Raw genomic sequence first — 15,850 nt, forward strand, 5'->3', positions numbered from 1 at the left:
GCTGAGTGATTGATTCACCTGTTCGAGGGATGGTGCGATCAGCGCCGGGTGCTGCAGACTTGCCGTCAGCGGCGCTTCCGGTGCTCGTGGTTGAGGTGTTGGTGCTCACGCGAGCCTCCCGGTCAGTCCGCGCGGTCGTACCAGGAGCAGTACGGCCAGCAGCACGACGACCGAGAGGTCGCCGAGCCCGGCAGCGGTGTAGTAGTTGGCGAACTGCTGGACCAGGCCCACCGCGACGGAGGCCACCGCCGCTCCGGTGACGGAGCCCATACCTCCCATCACCACCACCACGAAGGCGAAGATGAGCAGGCTGGTCCCCTGGCCGGGGTGGACCGAGCCGAAGTAGAGACCGCTCAGCGCGCCGCCCAGTGCGGCGGCCGCCCCACCGATCGCGAACACCAGCGTGAAGGCCTTGCGGACGTCGATGCCGAGGGCCGTGACCATCGCGCGGTCCTCCACCCCCGCCCGGACCACCAGGCCGTACCGGGTCCGGCTGAGGAACAGGCGCAGTGCCACCAGGACGAGCACGGCCGCCGCGAGCAGCACGAACCGGTTGACCGGGACGATCGCACCGAACAGCCCCACCGTGCCGGAGAGCGCGGCGGGTTGGGGGAAGGGACGGGAGTCCGCACCCCAGATGCCCATCAGCAGCGCGGGCACCGCGAGACCGACACCGACCGTGGCCAGGATCTGGTCGCGCGGCCGGTTGTAGAGAGGACGGATCAGCACCAGTTCGAGCAGGACGGCCGCGACCGTCCCGACCGCCGTACCGAAGAGCACCGCGAGCCAGAAGCTCATCCCGCCCTCGGTGCCCGCCCACCAGGTGGCGTACGCACCCACGGAGAGCAGCGCCCCGTGGGCAAAGTTGAGCACATCCATCAGACCGAAGATGAGCGAGAGCCCGGAGGCGACCAGGAAGTACAGCGCACCGAGTCCGAGCCCGGTGCAGGTGAGGAGGACGACAGTGTCCATCAGGGAGCCACCTCCGTGGTGACAGTGGCGGAAGAGGGTGCCGCGACCGCAGCGGATTCAGGAGCGGCGGGGGCGGTGGCGGTCGCGGCAGTCGCGGTGACGGTCACGGCGGGGCGGCCGACACCGAGCAGTCGGCGGGCGGCCTCCTCGTCGGCGAGCAGCTCGGCCGTGCCGCCACGGTGGGCGGTCCGCCCGTCGGCCAGTACGGCACAGGTGCCGGCCAACCGGCGGACCAGGGCGAGGTTCTGCTCGACCAGCAGGACGGGCACCGTCGCGGCGGCCCGCTCCAGCACGTCGGCGACCTCGGCCACGATCTTCGGCGCCAGGCCCTTGGTGGGCTCGTCGGCGATGATCAGCCGGTTGCCGTTGAGCAGGGTCCGTCCGATCGCCACCATCTGCTGCTGCCCACCGGACAGCGTTCCGGCCAACTGACCGGCCCGCTGCTTGAGTTCGGGGAAGAGCTCGTGCACCAGGTCGTACGCGGGAGCGCCGTCCCGTTCGGCCAGCCGGAGGTTCTCCGCCACGGTCAGCCCGGCGAAGATCCCCCGGTCCTCGGGGGCGTAACCGATGCCCTGGCGGACCACCAGATGGGTGGGCAGGCCGACCAGTTCGGTGCCGGCGAACCGGAGGCTCCCGGTCCGGGGGACGAGCCCCATGATCGCCTTGACCGTGGTGGTCTTGCCCGCACCGTTGCGGCCGAGCAGGGCGGTGACGCCGCTCGGGGCGACGTCCAGGTCCACCCCGTGCAGGATGTGCAGCCCGTCGATCACCACCCGCAGGTCCCGCACGCTCAACAGCGCTTCTGCGGAGGCAGTCTGACCGGAGGCCAGGAAGGAGGAGTCCGTCACAGTCCCTCTCCCAGGTAGGCCTGCTGCACGGTGGTGTCGGCCATCACCGCGGCAGGGGTGTCGAGCGCGAGCAGCGTGCCGTGGTGCATCACGGCGAGCCGGTCCGCGAGGCCGAGCAGGACGTCCATGTGGTGTTCCACCATCAGCACGGTGCGGCCGAGGTCCCGGTGCACCGAGCAGATCAGCGCGGTCAGGGCCGGGACCTCCTCCGCGCTGACTCCGGCCATCGGCTCGTCCAGCAGGATCAGCCGGGGGTCGGAGACCAGCAGGACGGCCAGCTCCAGCTTCCGCTTCTCACCGTGCGACAGCGCGCTGGCCAACGTGTCGGCCCGGTGGGCGAGTTCGGTCCGCTCCAGGGTCTCGGCGACCTGGTCGGCGTACCGGCCGGCCCGGCGCCAGATCCGGTACGAGGCGCCCGGCCCGGCGGCCGCCTGGGCGGCCAGCCTGACGTGGTCCGCCACCGTCATCCCGCTCCAGAGCGAGGAGGTCTGGAAGGTCCGGCCGAGGCCCCGGCGGGCCCGGCCGTGCACGGACTCGCCGGTGATGTCCGCGCCGTCGAGCTCGATGGTTCCGTGCGTCGTCGGGTAGATCCCGGAGATCAGGTTGAACAGGGAGGTCTTGCCCGCACCGTTCGGGCCAATGAAGGCGATGAACTCGCCCTCGTGCACGTCGAAGGAGACGTCCTCGACGATCGGCACGCCCCGCACGGACCAGCCCACCCCGTGCAGCCGCAGCACAGAATCGACCGGGGCTCCTGCGACGGCGGCCGGAGCGCCTGCGGCTCCGGCCGCTACCGCCACCGCAGCCGCGGCTGCACGGTTCGACATCCGGATCAGCCCGCGATCGGGGTGGCCGGGGGTACCACCTGGTCGGCGGTGAGGGTCTGCTCTACTGTCGGCTTGGCGGCCGCGCCGGTCCCGGTCAGCTTCACCTGGAACATCGGCTGCAGCAGCGCGTGGTCCTCGGCCCGGATGGTCAGCTTCCCCTTGACCCCGTCGAAGCTCCAGCCCTCCAGCGACTTCACCAGCGCGTCGGTGTCCTCGGCCGAGCCCTTGTTGGCCTCGATCGCGTGCACCACCATCTGCGCGGCGGTGAAACCGTCAGGGGTGAAGATGTCCGGCTTGCCACCGGCCTTGCCCACCGCGGCGGTCATCGCCTTCTCGACCTCGGTGCCGGCCGCGCCGTCGAAGTAGTGGTTCAGGAAGGAGATCTTCTCGGCCGCCGGGCCGAAGAGCGGGTAGGAGGCGGCCAGGTCGAGGCCGGTCACCACCTTGGTCGAGGCGAAGACGTCCTGCTGGTTGAGCGAGGTCCAGAGCGCGGAGGCGGTCTCCCCCGCCCAGGCGACGAACAGCAGGTCGGGCTTGGCCGACTTGGCCTGGGTGGCGAACGGCGTCAGGTCGGTCGCGCTCGGCGGTGCGAGCACGGATTCCACCGTTGCGCCCTGGCCGCCCAGCACCGCCTTCACCGCAGCCACGTTGGCCTGCCCGAAAGCGTTGTCCTGGGCCAGCACCGCGACCTTCTTGCCCTTGGCGTCCCCGATGAACGAAGCCGCCGTGCGGATGTCCTGGTAGGACTGCCGCCCCGACCTGAAGGTGTACTTGTTCAGCCCGGTGACCTTGTCCGCGGCGGCCGGGCCGCTGATGAAGAGCACCTTGTTCTGGGCGGCGATCGGGCCGACCTGGAGCGCCACCCCGGAGGCGGTCGAGCCGGCCAGGATCTTGTGGCCCTTGCCGATCAGATCCTTCGCGGCGGAGACCGCCTTGGCCGGGTCGCCCGCGTCGTCCTGCTCGGCGATCTCGATCTTGTGGCCGTCCACCGCGCCGGTGCCCTTGGTCGCGTAGTCCAGACCGGCCTTGAAGCCCTCCAGGTACTGCTTGCCGTAGGCCGCCAGCGGCCCGGTCTTCGAGTAGACCAGCCCGACCTTCACCGGGTTCTTGCCACCACCGGCGTCACCCGCCGTACTGCCCGCCGTACCGGCCTTGGCGCAGCCGACCGCGCTCACCACGAGCAGACCGCCCACCGCTGCGGCGAGCAGCCGCCGCCCCACCCGGCGATCGGTCGGCAGGGCGGACGCCCGCCCCGGCTGAGCTGCGGGTCTGGGAATGCTGGAAGAACTGCGCATGATGGCCGACTCCTGACGACACGGCGGTGTGGATGCCGGAACCGTAGGTGCGGGCCCCGGCCCGCGACATGTGACGGGACGACGCAGCAACGGCCTTCGCTATGTGAAAGGCAGCCATATCCCCGGGCCGCACCCCGGCTCATGTGCCCGACCGCCATGGGACCGGCCACCCCCATGGCCACGGCCGCCATGGAAAGCCCCCGGGGGCTGCGGTGAAGGTGGTGGGCGCCGCACGGTCCCGACACCTGCGGCACCGCCCCGATCCCCCTCATGAGGTGACTCCCTTGGACAAGGTCTTGGACTCCCCCGCCCGCGCGGTCGAGGACATCCCCGACGGCGCGACGCTGGCCGTCGGCGGCTTCGGCCTGTGCGGCATCCCGAGCACGCTGATCCACGCCCTGGTCACGGCGGGCACCTCCGGCCTGCGGGTGGTGTCCAACAACTGCGGCGTGGACGACTGGGGCCTGGGCCTGCTCCTGCGGGCCGGCCGGATCGCCCGGATGACCTCCTCCTACGTCGGGGAGAACAAGGAGTTCGCCCGGCAGTACCTCTCCGGCGAGTTGGAGGTCGAGCTCACCCCGCAGGGCACCCTGGCCGAGCGGCTGCGGGCCGGCGGCGCGGGCATCCCGGCCTTCTTCACCCCGGCCGGCGTGGGCACCCAGGTCGAGGAGGGCGGCCTGCCCTGGCGGTACGCCGCCGACGGGAGCGTCGCGCTGGCCTCACCTCCCAAGGAGGTGCGGGAGTTCGGCGGTCGGCGCTACCTGCTGGAGGAGGCGATCACGGCCGACTACGCGCTGGTCCGCGCCGAGGTGGCCGACCGGCACGGCAACTGCGTCTTCAACGCCGCCGCCCGCAACTTCAACCCGCTGTGTGCCACCGCGGGCCGGATCACCGTGGTCGAGGCGGACCGGATCGTCGAGCCCGGCGAGCTGCCCCCCGACGCGATCCACCTGCCGGGCGTCTATGTCGACCGGGTGGTCGCCGCCGACCCCGCCGACCGCCGGATCGAACGCCGCACCGTCCAGCTCCGGTCCACCCACACCCTCACCCCCAACGCCCCCGTAAGCACCAACTCCACCACCCCCCAGGGGAGCTGAGCCATGACCACCACCCTCGACCCGCGCGACGCCCTGGCCGCCCGGGCCGCTCGCGAGCTCCGCGACGGCCAGTACGTCAACCTCGGCATCGGCCTGCCCACCCTGATCCCCGGTCACCTGCCGCCCGGTGTGCACGTGGTGCTGCACTCGGAGAACGGCATCCTCGGCGTCGGCCCCTACCCGTACGAGGGCGAGGAGCACCCCGATCTGATCAACGCGGGCAAGGAGACGGTCACCGTCGCCGACGGCGCCGCGTACTTCGACTCGGCGTTCTCCTTCGGCATGATCCGGGCCGGCCGGATCGACGTCTCGGTGCTCGGCGCGATGCAGGTCTCCGCCGCCGGCGACCTGGCCAACTGGATGATCCCCGGCAAGATGGTCAAGGGCATGGGCGGCGCGATGGACCTGGTGCACGGCGCCCGGCGGTTGATCGTGGTGATGGAGCACACCGCCAGGGACGGCTCCCCGAAGATCGTCGACGAGCTGTCCCTGCCCGCCACCGGCCGGGGCGTGGTGCATCGGATCGTCACCGACCTGGCCGTCATCGACGTCACCCCCGAGGGCCTCCGCCTGGTCGAGGTCGCCCCCGGTCACACCTTCGACGAGGTGCAGGCCGCCACCAGCCCGAGGCTTCTCTGACTCACCCTCACCCGGGCCCGGCACCGCTTCCCTCGGCGGCCGGGCCCGGCCCCCAGACGAACAAGCAAACGAACAAGCAGACGAACGAACAGCGCGTCAGCCCGTGAAGCCCGCCAGCCGCAGCGCGTACTCCGTCCAGAACTCCCCCGCCTTCGGCTCGCCCCGCCCGCAGTCCCCGTCCGACTCCCCCGGGTTCTTCACCCAGAGCAGCGCGTCCAGCCCGCTCCGGCCGGTGTCGGTGGTGGGCGTCCGGCCGAGCGCGCGCCCCGGCGGGTTGCACCAACTCTCGCCGCCCAGCGCGCCGTTGCCGTTGCGGCTGGTGTCGATCACGAACGGGCGGCCGCCCAGCACCGCCGAGAGCTGTCGGCCGTACTCGTAACTCTGGTCGGTGGTAAAGAAGTTGGAGACGTTCAAGGCGAAGCCGTCGGCCGCCCCGACACCCGCCCGGCGCAGCCCGTCCGCCAGTGCGGCGCGGTCCTGCACCCAGCCGGCGTTGCCCGCGTCGAGGTAGACCCGCACCCCCGGGTTCCGCTTCAACTCCCGTACCGCGTGGGCGAGCAGCTCGTACCGCTCGGCCGCCGCCGGGCCGCAGCCCTGCAGTGTCTGCGGGACGGCGTCCGGCTCCAGCACCACCCAGGCGGAGCGGCCGGTCAGCGCGGAGGCCACGCCGTCGATCCAGCTCCGGTACGCCGCGCCGTCGGCCATGCCGCCCGCCGAGTACAGGCCACAGTCCCGCTGTGGGATGGCGTACGCGACCAGCAGGACGGGCTGCCCGGTCGGGGCGGCCCGCGCGGTCAGCGCCGCGACCTGGTCACGGGCGGTCGGGCCGGTCAGCCAGAGCGCCGAGGGCTGCTCGGTGATCCGCCCCAGCGCTCCGGCCCGGGCGGCATCGAGGCCGGCCGCCTGCCGGGCCGCCGCCGTGTCCCGGGAGATGTAGAAGCCGGGCTGGGCAGCAGTCGGCCGGGCGGGTGAGACCCCGGTGGCCATCACTGCCGTGGGCGCCGGTTCGGCCGTCGAGCGGCAGCCGGCCCCCGCCAGCATCAGCCCGATCCCCACCAGCGCGAACAGCTGCCGACGCACCACGAACCCCCCGACTCCCCCGAGCAGGGCCCCGAACCGCGCGCCCCAAGATCGGCACCAGCTTCGCACAGCCGGTGCCGACCCCGGGCGAACGCCCGGCACCCGGACAACCGCCCGGCCCCTGACAACCCAGCCCCGGGGGAACGAACCGTCAGCCCTGCTCGGCCAGGTTCGGCACCCGCCAGTCGATCGGCTCGCTGCCGAAGCCGGTCAGCGCCTCGTTGATCTGCGAGAACGGACGGCTGCCGAAGAACAGCCGGGCCGACAGCGGCGAGGGGTGCGCCCCCTGCACCACCACGTGCCGCGAGGTGTCGATCAGCGGCAGCTTCTTCTTCGCGTAGTTGCCCCAGAGCACGAAGACGCAGGGCTCGGGCCGGTCGCTGACCGCCGTGATCACCGCGTCGGTGAACTTCTCCCAGCCCTTGCCCTTGTGCGAGTTGGCCTCGTGGGCGCGGACCGTGAGCACCGCGTTGAGCAGCAGCACGCCCTGCTCGGCCCAGTGCATCAGGTAGCCGTTGTCAGGGGCGGGGATGCCGAGGTCGGCGTCCAGCTCCTTGAACATGTTCCGCAGCGAGGGCGGGGTCTTGACGCCGGGCTGCACCGAGAAGCTCATCCCGTGCGCCTGGTTGTCGTCGTGGTACGGGTCCTGACCGAGCACCAGCACCCGAACTCGGTCGTACGGGGTGGCCGCCAGGGCCGCGAACTCCTGCCCGCTGGGCGGGAAGACCTGGTGCTCGGCTCGCTGCTCCGCCACGAAGGCCGCCAGCTCGCCGAAGTACGGCTTCGCCAACTCCCCTGCCAGCGCCCCGCGCCAGGACTCCGGCACCTCGAACCCGGCCACCGTCTCCACCAGCTCCGTCACAGCCCACTGCCTCTCACCGCACCACAACCTCTGACACCCCGAACGCTACACACTCCCACCGACACGTCTGTGCCCCTCAGGTCGGCACGGGACCGGAGGGGCACAGACGGCGACGGCACGGGCGACGACCGGGTCGTCAGATCAGCTCGATCACGTCGGCGATCGACTTGAAGACCCGGGTCGGCCGGTACGGGAAGCGCTCCACGTCCGCCTCGGCGGTCAGGCCGGTGAGCACCAGGATGGTCTCCATGCCGGCCTCCATGCCCGCCACGATGTCGGTGTCCATCCGGTCGCCGATCATCACGGCGCTCTCGGAGTGGGCGCCCGCGCTGTTCAGCGCCTCGCGCATCATCAGCGGGTTGGGCTTGCCGACGAAGTACGGGTCGACCCCGGTCGCCTTGGTGATCAGCGCCGCGACCGAGCCGGTGGCCGGCAGCACGCCCTCGGTGGAGGGGCCGGTCTCGTCCGGGTTGGTGCAGATGAACCGGGCCCCCGCGTTGATCAGGCGGATCGCCTTGGTCAGCGCCTCGAAGCTGTAGGTCCGGGTCTCGCCGAGGACGACGTAGTCCGGGTCCTTGTCGGTCAGCACGTAGCCGGCCTGGTAGAGCGCGGTGGTCAGACCGGCCTCGCCGATCACGTACGCGGTGCCGTTGGGGCGCTGGCCCTTGAGGAACTTGGCGGTGGCCAGGGCCGAGGTCCAGATGCACTCCTCCGGCACCTCCAGGCCCATCCCGGCCAGGCGGGCGCTGAGGTCCCGGGGGGTGTAGATGGAGTTGTTGGTCAGCACCAGGAACGGCTTGCCGGACTCCCGCAGGCGGCGGAGGAACTCCTCCGCGCCGGGGATCGGCGTGCCCTCGTGAATGAGGACGCCGTCCATGTCGGTCAGCCAGGACTCGATGGGCTTGCGCTCTGCCACGTGCGTGTCTCCCGAAGTCGTACGAGGTGGTGCGAGGTCGTGCGGATTGCTGTGAGGTGCCGGCCCCGGAGGGCCCCACCAGGGATACTGCGCTGCCCCAACGGGGCACAGCCTAATCCGCACACCTGCCCGACGGCAGCACGTCCCGCCCACCGGACGCCCCGATCCGCCCCTCGGGCGCGTCCTCATGTCCGCCTCAAGGGAGTCTTAAAGGGTTCCTAACAATCTGAAGGCCCGTCAACTGCCAAGCGGCGCCTGGCTAGCGTACTTGTCAGCGACCCCCACCGCTGAAGGAGTACCCCCACCATGAGTATTCGTCGCACCGCCGTCGTCGTCGCACTGGCCGGCACCGCGCTGGCCACCACCGCGCTCGGCGCCGGCACCGCCACCGCCCACGGCTCGCTGCAGAACCCGCTCAGCCGGGTCTACGGCTGTTACCTGGAGGGCCCCGAGCAGCCCAAGTCGGCCGCCTGCAAGGCCGCCATCGCCTACGGCGGCACCCAGGCCATGTACGACTGGAACGGCGTCCGGATCGGTGACGCGGCCGGCCGCCACCGCCAGCTGATCCCGGACGGCCGCCTGTGCAGCGCCAACGCCGCCGAGTTCGTCGGTCTCGACCTGCCCCGCACCGACTGGCCGGCCACCAACCTCACCGCCGGCGCCAGCACCACCTTCAAGTTCCGGGCCACCGCGCCGCACCGGGGCACCTTCCAGCTCTTCCTGACCAACAGCAGCTACAACCCGAGCCTGCCGCTGAGCTGGTCGAACCTGGACACCACCCCGTTCGCGAGCATCACCGACCCGGTGGTGGTGAACGGGTACTACTCGTTCCCGGTGACCATCCCGACCGGTAAGACCGGCCGTCAGATGATCTACGCGATCTGGCAGCGCTCGGACAGCCCGGAGGCGTTCTACACCTGCTCCGACGTCGCCTTCGACGGCAGCGGCACCGCCGCGGCCCCGGCCGCCGTCGTCGCCGCCTCGGACACCACCGAGCACCACGACCACGCCGCCGCCCCGGCCCTCGCGCCCGCCGCCGCACCGGCCGCGGCCGTGCCCGCGGTCGCCCCGGCTGCCGCTGCTCCGGCGGCCGCCGCCCCGGCCGGCACCACCCAGGAGCTGGCCCAGACCGGCACCGACCGCTCCACCGGTCTGATGGCCGCGGTCGGCAGCTCGTTCATCCTGGCCGGCGGCGCCGTCGCCGTCATGCACCGCCGCCGCCGCACCGCGGGCCTGCACGCCCGCTGACCCCGGACCCGGACTGCGGGCCGCCACCCCACAGCGGCCCGCAGTCCGAATCACGCCACCGCCCCGCACCCCCGCACCGCACCCGGTCGGCCGTACCCGCGGTCGGCCGTACGCGTCGCACCCGCCCGGAGCGGGGGCCGTGGTTGAGTGAGGGCATGAGCAGCGAGCCCCGCCCCCCGTTCCGCGTCGGTCTGGTCGGCTACGGCCTGGCCGGCTCCGCCTTCCACGCCCCGCTGATCGCCACCACCCCGGGGCTGCGGCTGGACGCCGTGGTCACCGCCAACCCCGACCGCCGGGCCCAGCTGCACCGCGAGCACCCGGACGCCCGTCCGCTGGCCACGCCCGAGCAGCTGTTCGAGGAGGCCGCCGAGGGCCGGCTCGACCTGGTGGTGGTCGCCTCGCCCAACCGCACCCACGTCCCGCTGGCCCGCACCGCACTGACCGCCGGGCTGCCGACCGTGGTGGACAAGCCGCTGGCCGCGACCGCCGCCGAGGCGGCCGAGCTGTGCCGGCTGGCGGATCGCACCGGCACCCTGCTCTCGGTGTTCCAGAACCGCCGCTGGGACGGCGACTTCCTGACCGCCCGCCGGCTGGTGGAGGAGGGCGCGCTCGGCCGGGTGCACCGGTTCGAGTCCAGGTTCGAGCGGTTCCGGCCCAAGCCCAAGGCGGGCTGGCGGGAGCTGGCCGACCCGGCCGAGGTCGGCGGCACCCTGTACGACCTGGGCAGTCACCTGGTCGACCAGGCGCTCACGCTGTTCGGTCCGGTCGGGTCGGTCTACGCCGAGATCGACATCCGCCGGGACGGCGCGGCCGTGGACGACGACGCCTTCCTGGCCCTGACCCACCTCTCGGGCGTCCGCTCGCACCTGTGGACCAGCGCCGTCACCGCGCTCGGCGGGCCCCGGCTGCGGGTGCTCGGCGACAGCGCGGGGTACGTGAAGTTCGGGATGGACCCGCAGGAGAACGCGCTGCGGAGCGGCCGGCGGCCCGGCTCCGGCGCCCCGTGGGGCACCGAGGCCCCGGACCGGTACGGCGTACTGGGCACCGACGGTTCGTCAGCCCCCTGCCCCACCGAGCCCGGTGACTACCCGGCCTACTACGCGGGCATCGCCGCCGCCCTCGCCGACGGCACCCCGCCCCCGGTGAACCCGCGCGACGCCGTCGCGACCCTCACCGTGCTGGAGGCGGCCCGCAACTCCGCCGCCACCGGCAGCACGGTCCGCCTCCCGCACGCGCCCTAGGGCCCGGGCGGATCAGCCCCGGTCCCACCCGGCGAGGTACTGGTCGATCTCACCGATGATCCGGGCCTTGCCGGGGGCGTCCAGGAAGGACGCCTCGACGGCGTTCCGCGCCAGCCCGGCGACCCCGGCCTCGTCCAGGTCGAGCAGCCGGGCGGCGACGGCGTACTCGGTGTTCAGGTCGGTGCCGAACATCGGCGGGTCGTCGCTGTTGACCGTCACCAGCAGGCCCGCGTCGACCATCTGACGGATCGGGTGCTCCTCCATCCGCTCCACCGCCCGGGTGGCGATGTTGGAGGTCGGGCAGACCTCCAGCGGGATGCGGTGCTCACCGAGCCAGTCCAGCAGCGACGGGTCCTTGACCGCCTGGGTGCCGTGGCCGATCCGCTCGGCGCCGAGCACCCGCAGGGCGTCCCAGACCGTCTCGGGCCCGGTGGTCTCGCCCGCGTGCGGGACGCTGTGCAGACCGGCCGCGCGGGCCCGGTCGAAGTAGGGCTTGAACTGCGGGCGCGGCACCCCGATCTCGGGGCCGCCCAGGCCGAAGCTGACCAGGCCCTCGGGCGCCAGGTCGACGGCCAGCCGGGCGGTCTCCTCGGCGGCGGCCAGACCGGCCTCGCCGGGGATGTCGAAGCACCAGCGCAGCACCACGCCGAGTTCCTTCTCGGCGGCCTTGCGGGCGTCCTCGATCGCCTCCATGAAGGCCACGTCCGGGATGCCCCGGCTGACCGAGGAGTACGGCGTGACGGTCAGCTCGGCGTAGCGGATGTTCTGCCGGGCCATGTCCTCGGCCACGCCGTAGGTGAGCGCCCGGACGTCCTCGGCATCGCGGATCAGGTCGACCACGCTGAGGTAGACCTCGATGAAGTGGCCGAAGTCGGTGAAGGTGAAGTACTCCGCCAGCGCGGCCGGGTCCAGCGGAACCTTGGTCAGGCCCTGGTGCCGGGCGGCCAGTTCGGCCACCACCCGGGGGGAGGCGGAGCCGACGTGGTGGACGTGGAGTTCCGCCTTGGGCATCCCGGCGATGAACGCCTCGATGCCGCGCTTGCCCTGGGTCACCACTTCGTTCTCCTTCGTACGACGCAGACGCGTCATGCTAACCCGCCAGTGCGGTCGCCACGGTGTGGATCAGCAGCCCGGCCAGCGCGCCGACCACGGTGCCGTTGATCCGGATGAACTGGAGGTCCCGGCCGACGTTGGCCTCGATCTTGCGGGAGGCGTCGTCCGCGTCCCAGCCTGCGACCGTGTCCGAGATCAGCGAGGTGATCTCGGCCCGGTAGGTCTCGACCACGTACTGCGCCGCGTCCTGCAGCCAGCCGTCGGTCTTCGCCTGCAGCTTCGGGTCGGTGGCGAGCCGGCGGCCGAACGAGCGCAGCCCGTCCCGGATCCGGCGGCGCAGCTCGCTCTGCTCGTCCTCGGCGGCGGTCAGCACCAGGGTGCGGACGGCCGACCAGGAGCTGGCGATCAGCTCCTGCACCTCCGGCCGGGCCAGCAGGTCGCCCTTGGCCCGCTCGACCCGGGCGATGGTCTCCGGGTCCTCCTGGAGCTCGGTGGCGAACTCGGCCAGGAAGTTGTCGATCGCTCCCCGGGCCGGGTGCTGCGGGTCGTCCCGGATGTGGGTGACGAAGCGCATCAGCTCCTTGTGCACCCGCTCGCCGACCTGGTGGTCGATGAACTTCGGCGTCCAGCCCGGGCTCTTGCGGGTGACCCGCTCGACCACGTCCTGGTGGTGCTCCGTCAGCCAGTCGTGCACCCGGACGGCGACCAGGTCCACCACCCCGTGGTGGCCGCCCTCGGCGACCACCTTGCCGAGCAGCCGGCCGGCCGGTTCGGCCACCGAGGTGGCGGCCGCCCGCCGGGTGACCGCCTCGGCCACCACCGCCTGCACGTCGTCGTCGTTCAGCACCGCCAGCACCCCGCGCAGTGCGGCCGCCGCCTCGCTGGTGACCCGCTCGGCGCTGCCCGGCGCGGCCAGCCACTCGCCCAGCCGGCGGGCGATCCCGATCCGGGCCAGCCGGTCCCGGACCACCGGGGCGGAGAGGAAGTTGTCGCCGACGAAGTCGCCGAGCGACTGGCCGAAGGCGTCCTTCTTGGTCGGGATGATCGCGGTGTGCGGGATCGGCAGCCCGAACGGGCGGCGGAACAGCGCGGTGACGGCGAACCAGTCCGCCAGCGCACCGACCATGCCCGCCTCGGCCGCCGCCGCGACGTACCCGGCCCAGGCCCCCGCCCCGGCCGAATCGGCCCAGGTGGCCAGGCCGAAGACCACCGTGGCCAGCCCGAACAGGCCGGTGGCGAACAGCTTCATCCGCCGGACGCCACGCCGCTTCTCCTCGTCGGCCGCCGTGAAGCTGACTCCCAAGCCGACCCCGGGCCGGACCTTCTGATCGACGCTCACACCGACAGTCTGCCCCGCCCGGCCCGATCATCCGACGATGCCACGAGCTTCTCCGGGACAGATCAGGGACACTGGCTCGCGCCAGGCCAGCCCGCGCCGGACCTTTCGAGAGGTGTCCCGCCCCATGACCAGCTCCGACCGACCCATCCGCTGGGGCATCCTCGCCACCGGCGGGATAGCCGCGGCCTTCACCGAGGACCTGCTCACCGTCCCCGGCGCCGAGGTGGCCGCGGTGGCCTCCAGGGCCGAGGGCCCGGCGCGCGCCTTCGCCGACCGCTTCGGCATCCCCCGGGCGTACGGCTCCTGGGCCGAGCTGGCCGCCGACCCGGACGTCGACGTGGTCTACGTGGCCACCCCGCACGCCGCCCACCTGGACGCCACCGCGCTGATGCTGGCGGCCGGGAAGGCGGTGCTGTGCGAGAAGCCGTTCACCCTGAACCTCCGTCAGGCGGAGCAGCTGGTCGGCACCGCCCGGGCGGAGGGCCGCTTCCTGATGGAGGCGATGTGGATGTACCTCAACCCGGCCGTCCGCCGGGTCGCCGAGCTGGTCCGGAACGGCGCGATCGGCCGGGTCCGCGCGGTGCACGCCGACTTCGGGTTCCCGACCCCGGTCGACCCGGGCCACCGGCTGCGGGACCCGGCGGCAGGCGGCGGCGCCCTGCTGGACCTCGGTGTCTACCCGGTCTCCTTCGCCCACCTGCTGCTGGGCGAGCCCGAGCAGGTCACGGCGGTGGCCGTGCTGACCCCGGAGGGCGTGGACGAGCACACCGCCGTCGTGCTGGGCCACGCCGACGGCGCGCTGTCGCTGCTCAGCTGCTCGCTGGTGGCCGAGTACGGCCAGCGGGCCTCGGTGCACGGCAGCACCGGCCGGATCGAGCTGCCGACCGACTTCTTCCACGCCGACGGCTTCGTCCTGCACCGGGACGGCAAGCCCGCCGAGGAGGTCGGGTTCGAGCGCGGCCCGGTCCACGGGCTCGGGCTGGAGGCGGCCGAGGTGGTCCGCTGCCTGCGGGCCGGGCTGACCGAGTCGCCGCTGGTCCCGCTGGACGGCACGCTCGCGGTGATGCGGACCCTGGATGCCGTCCGGGCGCAGATCGGGGTCCGCTACCCGGGCGAGTGACAGCCCGTCAGGGCGAGGCCAGGGGAGCGCCCAGCACGATCCGCAGTACGCCCGGCCAGCGGTCCGGGTCGGTGATCCGGCGGCCGTCGAGCAGCGCCCGGACGCCCGGCAGGTCGGCCGCCCCGAGGGTCCGGTACTCGGGGTGGTCGGTCTGCACCACCGCCGCCCCGACCGGCTCGCCCCGGTGCGGCGGCAGGCCGAGCGCGGTCAACTCCTCCGCGCGGTACAGCGGATCGGCGACATAGGGCCTGGCCCCGGCCGCCCAGAGCGCGTCCACCAGCGGGAAGACGCCGGAGTGCGCGGTCTCCCTGACCCCGCCCCGGTAGGCGGCGCCGAGCACCAGCACCGCGACTCCGGCCAGCCCGCCGAGCGCCTGCTCCAGCCGGCCGACCGCGTACCCGGGCATCGCCAGGTTGGCCGCCCGGCCGGCCCGGACCACGGTCGCGGACGGGTCACCCCACAGGTAGAGCCTCGGGTAGACCGGGATGCAGTGGCCGCCGACCGCCACGCCCGGCTGGTGCAGGTGGCTGTACGGCTGCGAGTTGCAGGCCTCGATCACCTCGCCGAGGTCCACCCCGATCCGGTCGGCGTACCGGGCGAACTGGTTGGCCAGGCCGATGTTGACGTCCCGGTAGGTGGTCTCGGCGAGCTTGGCGAACTCCGCCGCCTCGGCCGAGCCGAGCGCCCAGACCCCGTTCGGGCGGGGCAGGTCGGGGCGCGGGTCGAAGTCCAGTACGTCCCGGTAGAACTCGACGCCCTGCCGGGTGGAGCGCTCGTCGATCCCGCCGACCAGCTTCGGGTAGCGCCGCAGGTCGGCGAAGACCCGCCCCGAGGAGACCCGTTCGGGGCTGAACACCAGCGCGAAGTCGGCCCCGGGGCGCAGGCCCGAGCCCTCGGCCAGCGCCGTGGCCAGCCGGCCGGCCGTGGTGCCGACCGGGAGCGTGGTCTCGTAGCCGACCAGGGTGCCCGGGCGCAGCCCGGCCGCGACGGCGGCGGTGGCGGCGTCCAGCAGGCCGAAGTCGGGCTGCTCGTCCGGGCCGGTCAGCAGCGGTACCGCGACCAGCACGGCGTCCGCCTCGGCCACCGCCGCCGCGGTGTCCACCGAGGCGGTCAACTGCCCGCTGCTGAGCGCGAGCTCGAGCCGCTCGGCCAGTTCGGCCTCGCCCGGGAAGGGCGGCCGGCCCTCGTTCACCTGCCGGACCACCCCGGGCGCGGTGTCCACGCCGAGCACCCGGTGCCCCTTCCCCGCGCACTGCACCGCGAGCGGCAGCCCGATCTTCCCCAGCCCGACCACACAGATCGTCCGACCCACC

Annotated in this window: 15 protein-coding genes; 5 read left to right on the forward strand and 10 right to left on the reverse strand. The window is 73.0% G+C overall.

All coding sequences use genetic code 11. The features are described 5' to 3' along the window. Positions 1 to 105: 105 nt before the first annotated feature. Genes ABT118_RS26415 through ABT118_RS26430 form a run of 4 tightly spaced genes read right to left on the reverse strand, consistent with a single transcriptional unit; the run spans position 106 to position 3,942 of the window. Positions 106 to 972, reverse strand: a complete 867-nt coding sequence (locus tag ABT118_RS26415; protein WP_350673801.1) for a branched-chain amino acid ABC transporter permease — start codon at positions 970 to 972, stop codon at positions 106 to 108. Beyond that, positions 972 to 1,820 (reverse strand): ABC transporter ATP-binding protein, encoded by an 849-nt coding sequence (locus tag ABT118_RS26420; protein WP_350673804.1) that lies wholly within the window; start codon positions 1,818 to 1,820, stop codon positions 972 to 974. The genes ABT118_RS26415 and ABT118_RS26420 overlap by 1 nt, the downstream gene beginning before the upstream one ends. After that, positions 1,817 to 2,647 carry an ABC transporter ATP-binding protein gene (locus tag ABT118_RS26425; RefSeq protein WP_502884671.1) on the reverse strand — a complete coding sequence of 277 codons (831 nt, stop codon included), beginning with the start codon at positions 2,645 to 2,647 and terminating at the stop codon, positions 1,817 to 1,819. The genes ABT118_RS26420 and ABT118_RS26425 overlap by 4 nt, the downstream gene beginning before the upstream one ends. Positions 2,648 to 2,652: 5 nt before the next feature. Further along, positions 2,653 to 3,942 carry a substrate-binding domain-containing protein gene (locus ABT118_RS26430; protein WP_350673812.1) on the reverse strand — a complete coding sequence of 430 codons (1,290 nt, stop codon included), beginning with the start codon at positions 3,940 to 3,942 and terminating at the stop codon, positions 2,653 to 2,655. Positions 3,943 to 4,226: 284 nt separating this feature from the next. Between ABT118_RS26430 and ABT118_RS26435 the strand changes: the two genes are divergently transcribed. Continuing rightward, positions 4,227 to 5,039: a CoA transferase subunit A gene (locus ABT118_RS26435; RefSeq protein ID WP_350673817.1), complete on the forward strand. Its 813-nt coding sequence runs from the start codon at positions 4,227 to 4,229 to the stop codon at positions 5,037 to 5,039. A 3-nt stretch (positions 5,040 to 5,042) separates the two neighbouring features. After that, positions 5,043 to 5,678: a 3-oxoacid CoA-transferase subunit B gene (locus tag ABT118_RS26440; protein WP_350673821.1), complete on the forward strand. Its 636-nt coding sequence runs from the start codon at positions 5,043 to 5,045 to the stop codon at positions 5,676 to 5,678. Between the two features lie 96 nt (positions 5,679 to 5,774). On the opposite strand, the gene ABT118_RS26445 is transcribed toward ABT118_RS26440, so the two are convergent. The 3 genes from ABT118_RS26445 to ABT118_RS26455 form a co-directional block, all read right to left on the reverse strand. Then, positions 5,775 to 6,761 (reverse strand): glycoside hydrolase family 6 protein, encoded by a 987-nt coding sequence (locus ABT118_RS26445; protein ID WP_350673824.1) that lies wholly within the window; start codon positions 6,759 to 6,761, stop codon positions 5,775 to 5,777. 148 nt (positions 6,762 to 6,909) lie between these two features. Then, positions 6,910 to 7,620 carry a uracil-DNA glycosylase gene (locus ABT118_RS26450; RefSeq protein ID WP_350673826.1) on the reverse strand — a complete coding sequence of 237 codons (711 nt, stop codon included), beginning with the start codon at positions 7,618 to 7,620 and terminating at the stop codon, positions 6,910 to 6,912. Between the two features lie 136 nt (positions 7,621 to 7,756). Next, positions 7,757 to 8,536, reverse strand: coding sequence for an HAD-IIA family hydrolase (locus ABT118_RS26455; protein ID WP_350673828.1), 780 nt, complete (start codon positions 8,534 to 8,536; stop codon positions 7,757 to 7,759). 306 nt (positions 8,537 to 8,842) lie between these two features. Here ABT118_RS26455 and ABT118_RS26460 point away from each other — a divergent pair, with 306 nt between their 5' ends. Together ABT118_RS26460 and ABT118_RS26465 are read left to right on the forward strand one after the other, a co-directional pair. Then, a complete protein-coding gene (locus ABT118_RS26460; protein WP_350673831.1) occupies positions 8,843 to 9,784 on the forward strand; it encodes a lytic polysaccharide monooxygenase auxiliary activity family 9 protein in 942 nt (313 codons plus the stop codon). Between the two features lie 155 nt (positions 9,785 to 9,939). Next, on the forward strand, positions 9,940 to 11,025 hold the full coding sequence (locus ABT118_RS26465) for a Gfo/Idh/MocA family oxidoreductase (RefSeq protein ID WP_350673834.1): 1,086 nt from the start codon (positions 9,940 to 9,942) through the stop codon (positions 11,023 to 11,025). A 12-nt stretch (positions 11,026 to 11,037) separates the two neighbouring features. Here the strand turns inward: ABT118_RS26465 and ABT118_RS26470 are convergent, their stop codons facing one another. After that, positions 11,038 to 12,114 (reverse strand): adenosine deaminase, encoded by a 1,077-nt coding sequence (locus tag ABT118_RS26470; protein WP_350673837.1) that lies wholly within the window; start codon positions 12,112 to 12,114, stop codon positions 11,038 to 11,040. A 1-nt stretch (position 12,115) separates the two neighbouring features. Further along, positions 12,116 to 13,417, reverse strand: coding sequence for a DUF445 domain-containing protein (locus ABT118_RS26475; RefSeq protein ID WP_350673840.1), 1,302 nt, complete (start codon positions 13,415 to 13,417; stop codon positions 12,116 to 12,118). 124 nt (positions 13,418 to 13,541) lie between these two features. Here ABT118_RS26475 and ABT118_RS26480 point away from each other — a divergent pair, with 124 nt between their 5' ends. After that, a complete protein-coding gene (locus tag ABT118_RS26480; RefSeq protein WP_350673842.1) occupies positions 13,542 to 14,537 on the forward strand; it encodes a Gfo/Idh/MocA family protein in 996 nt (331 codons plus the stop codon). 7 nt (positions 14,538 to 14,544) lie between these two features. On the opposite strand, the gene ABT118_RS26485 is transcribed toward ABT118_RS26480, so the two are convergent. Beyond that, positions 14,545 to 15,849: a nucleotide sugar dehydrogenase gene (locus tag ABT118_RS26485; RefSeq protein ID WP_350673847.1), complete on the reverse strand. Its 1,305-nt coding sequence runs from the start codon at positions 15,847 to 15,849 to the stop codon at positions 14,545 to 14,547. Position 15,850 lies beyond the last annotated feature (1 nt).

Source organism: Kitasatospora sp. NPDC002040 (assembly GCF_040296785.1).
Lineage (GTDB): Bacteria > Actinomycetota > Actinomycetes > Streptomycetales > Streptomycetaceae > Kitasatospora.